This window comes from Comamonas sp., from assembly GCF_036666375.1.
Classification (GTDB): Bacteria; Pseudomonadota; Gammaproteobacteria; order Burkholderiales; family Burkholderiaceae_C; genus Comamonas.
Map to the genome: position 1 here is coordinate 1 of NZ_JAVWWA010000133.1, position 3036 is coordinate 3036.

A 3036-nucleotide genomic window follows, 5' to 3' on the forward strand; every position below is an offset into this window, starting at 1 on the left:
GCGTCGCCAAGGAAATGGGCATTCTCACCGTGGGCGTGGTGACCAAGCCTTTCGATTGGGAAGGCGGCCGCCGCATGACCAACGCCGACAACGGCCTCAACGAACTCGAAGCCAATGTCGACTCGCTGATCGTGGTGCTCAACGAGAAGCTGCTCGACGTGCTCGGCGACGACATCACGCAGGACGAAGCTTTCGCCCATGCGAATGACGTGCTGAAGAACGCCGTCGGCGGTATCGCTGAAATCATCAACGAATACGGCCAGGTGAACGTCGACTTCGAAGACGTGCGCACCGTGATGGGCGAGCCTGGCAAGGCAATGATGGGCACGGCCACGGCCGCCGGCCCCGACCGCGCGCGCATCGCCGCGGAGCAGGCCATCGCCTGCCCGCTGCTCGAAGGCATCGACCTGTCGGGCGCCAAGGGCGTGCTGGTGCTGGTCACCGCGTCCAAGGGCAGCCTCAAGCTGTCCGAGTCGCGCCTGGCAATGAACACCATCAACGCCTACGCTTCGCCCGATGCCCACGTGATCTTCGGCGCCGCCTATGACGACAGCCTGGGCGACGAGATCCGCGTGACCGTGGTCGCCACCGGCCTGGCCCGTCAGAACGCACGCCGCCAGAACATGGCCGTGCTGCAAGGCGGTCTGCGCACCGGTACCGACAACCTGAGCTACCAACTGCCCACGGCCAACATGGGCAGCGCCCAGGGCGCGGGCGGTCTGGGCGGCACGGGCCACAGCACCGACTTCGGCAACATGGGCAACATGTCCGTGCCCAGCGTCTGGCGCACCAACCGCACCCAGGCCGCAGCGCGCGTCGACGCACTGGCTTCGGGCGGCATGGAAGACCTGGAAATTCCAGCGTTCCTGCGCAAGCAAGCGGATTGATCGGAAGCACCCGCGCCTTCGCGGCAGGGGCCGTCCCCCGCTTGCCCCTCTCTCGCTACGCGGGAGGGGGACGGCAGCCTCGCTGCGGGGCGGCCCTTGCTCGCTGCCCCTGAGCTGGCCCCTGCCAGTTTCAAAGGCATGCTGTTCATGCTGTGAGCTAGAGCTCCACACCGAGAAATTGATCGCGGCAATAGCCAAGACTGTGTCCCGGCGACAGCCGGGACATGGTGCGGCCACTTAAAATGCAGGTATGTTGAAGCAACGCACCCTCAAGACAATCACCCGTGCTGTGGGCGTGGGCCTGCACAGCGGTCAGCGCGTCGAGTTGACGCTGCGCCCCGCGCCGGCGGACACCGGCATTGTCTTCAGACGCGTTGACCTGCCCGAACCCGTCGATATCCCGATTTCGGCCTATGCGATCACCGACACGCGCATGGCATCGACCATTGGCGTGGGCGGGGCCAAGGTGCATACGGTGGAGCATCTGATGTCGGCCATCGCGGGCCTGGGGCTCGACAACCTGTATATCGACATCACGGCCGAGGAAGTCCCCATTCTTGACGGCTCGTCGTCGTCTTTCGTGTTCCTGCTGCAGAGCGCGGGCATAGAACTGCAGAACGCTCCCAAGCGCTTCATCCGCGTCAAGCGCACCGTCGAAGTGCGCGAAGGCGAAGGCAAGAACCTCAAGTGGGCGCGCTTCGATCCCTATCACGGCTTCAAGCTGCGCTTCGAGATCGACTTCGCCCATCCGGCAGTGGACTCCACAGGCCAGTGCGTGGAGTTCGACCTGGGCGAGGACAACTACGTGCGCGACATCGCGCGCGCGCGCACTTTCGGTTTCACCAAGGACGTCGAAATGCTGCGCACCAACGGCCTGGCGCTGGGCGGTGGGCTCGACAACGCCATCGTCATGGACGACTACAAGGTGCTCAACAGCGACGGCCTGCGCTATGACGACGAGTTCGCCAAGCACAAGATCCTCGACGCCATCGGCGACCTGTTCGTCATCGGCAAGCCGCTGCTAGCGGCCTACAGCGCCTTCCGTTCGGGCCACGGCATGAACAACCAGCTGCTGCGCGCGCTGCTCGATCAGCCCGATGCCTGGGAAATCGTCACGTTCGAGAACGAACGCCTGGCGCCCAAGGGCTTTGCCGAGCCGGTGCGCGCCTGGTGAGCTTGGCCCCATGCTGATCTTTCGCGCCCTCGTAGGCTTTCTGTTTGTCGCGGCCTTGCTGTGCTTTGCGTTCTACCTGGGCACGGGCCAGCCCGGCTACAAGCGCTGGGCCATGCTGATTCTCAAATGGACGGTGATCGCCGCGCTGGCTTTCTTCGCGGTGCTGATACTGGGCAGGATTGCCTGACGCCGCCGGCGCGGATGTTGCACTTGGCAATCATTTGAGCCTTTACGGATGTGTCGATTCGCTGCCTCTGTGAACCAACGCAAGGCTTGCGCAAAACTTGTGTAAAGCGCTGTCGTCCGACCCCCCAAGCCCGGGAGGATGGGCCATCATGCAGTCACACCAACCACTTCAAGAAGGGGTGACATGACACACAATAAATCGATCCAATCCGGCCTCTGGGCCCTCGCGGCCGGCGTCGCCTTGACCGCTTTCGCACCTCTGGCATCGGCCCAGCCGCGCCAGGAGCCGCAGCGCGGCGGCCCGCAGATGCACCAGCCCGAGCCCGGACATGGTCCGGCGCAGATGCACCAGCCTGTGCATCAGCACCAGCCCGCGGCCAAGCCCGGTCATGGTCCCGGCCATGTCCAGGCGGGCGGACCGCACCGCGGTGCCGGCCCCGATCGCAACCTGCACCGCGGCGGCAAGCTGCCGCCGAGCTATCGCAGCAAGCACTACATCGTCGATGACTGGCGTGGTCATGGACTGCAGCGCCCGGGACGCGGCCAGCACTGGGTGCAGGTCGGCTCCGACTACCTGCTGGTGGCCGCGGCCACGGGGCTGATCGCGCAGATCGTCCTGCATTGATTCGCCAGCGCTTCTCACAGTTTTGAAAGGGGATCATCATGACCCGTTGGACCACTTCCATCATGGCCACTGCAGTCGCCTTGACCATGGGCCTGAGCGCCACACTGGCCCAGGCACAGCCCGACAACCGCCGCGGCCCTCCGGGCCATTCCCAGGGCCATGGC

The 3036-nt window shown here is 65.0% G+C and carries 4 protein-coding genes; all 4 read left to right on the plus strand.

Annotated elements, in window-relative coordinates; all coding sequences use genetic code 11:
- Nucleotides 1–887, plus strand: an 887-nt coding sequence (locus RR928_RS22145; protein WP_332684288.1) for a cell division protein FtsZ, incomplete at its 5' end; no start/stop codon positions are given.
- Nucleotides 888–1137: 250 nt separating this feature from the next.
- Complete coding sequence (gene lpxC, locus RR928_RS22150) at nt 1138–2061, plus strand: UDP-3-O-acyl-N-acetylglucosamine deacetylase (protein WP_332548805.1); 924 nt, start codon at nt 1138–1140, stop codon at nt 2059–2061.
- Between the two features lie 10 nt (nt 2062–2071).
- Entirely contained in the window at nt 2072–2248 is a 177-nt protein-coding gene (locus RR928_RS22155; RefSeq protein WP_332540316.1) for a hypothetical protein, read from the plus strand.
- Between the two features lie 183 nt (nt 2249–2431).
- A complete protein-coding gene (locus RR928_RS22160; protein WP_332548806.1) occupies nt 2432–2872 on the plus strand; it encodes an RcnB family protein in 441 nt (146 codons plus the stop codon).
- The last annotated feature ends 164 nt before the right edge of the window (nt 2873–3036 follow it).

Bases quoted from the DNA above. Each gene is read 5' to 3' on its own strand.
- lpxC (WP_332548805.1), top strand. From the start codon at position 1,138: ATGTTGAAGCAACGCACCCTCAAGACAATCACCCGTGCTGTGGGCGTG.
- RR928_RS22155 (WP_332540316.1), top strand. From the start codon at position 2,072: ATGCTGATCTTTCGCGCCCTCGTAGGCTTTCTGTTTGTCGCGGCCTTG.
- RR928_RS22160 (WP_332548806.1), top strand. From the start codon at position 2,432: ATGACACACAATAAATCGATCCAATCCGGCCTCTGGGCCCTCGCGGCC.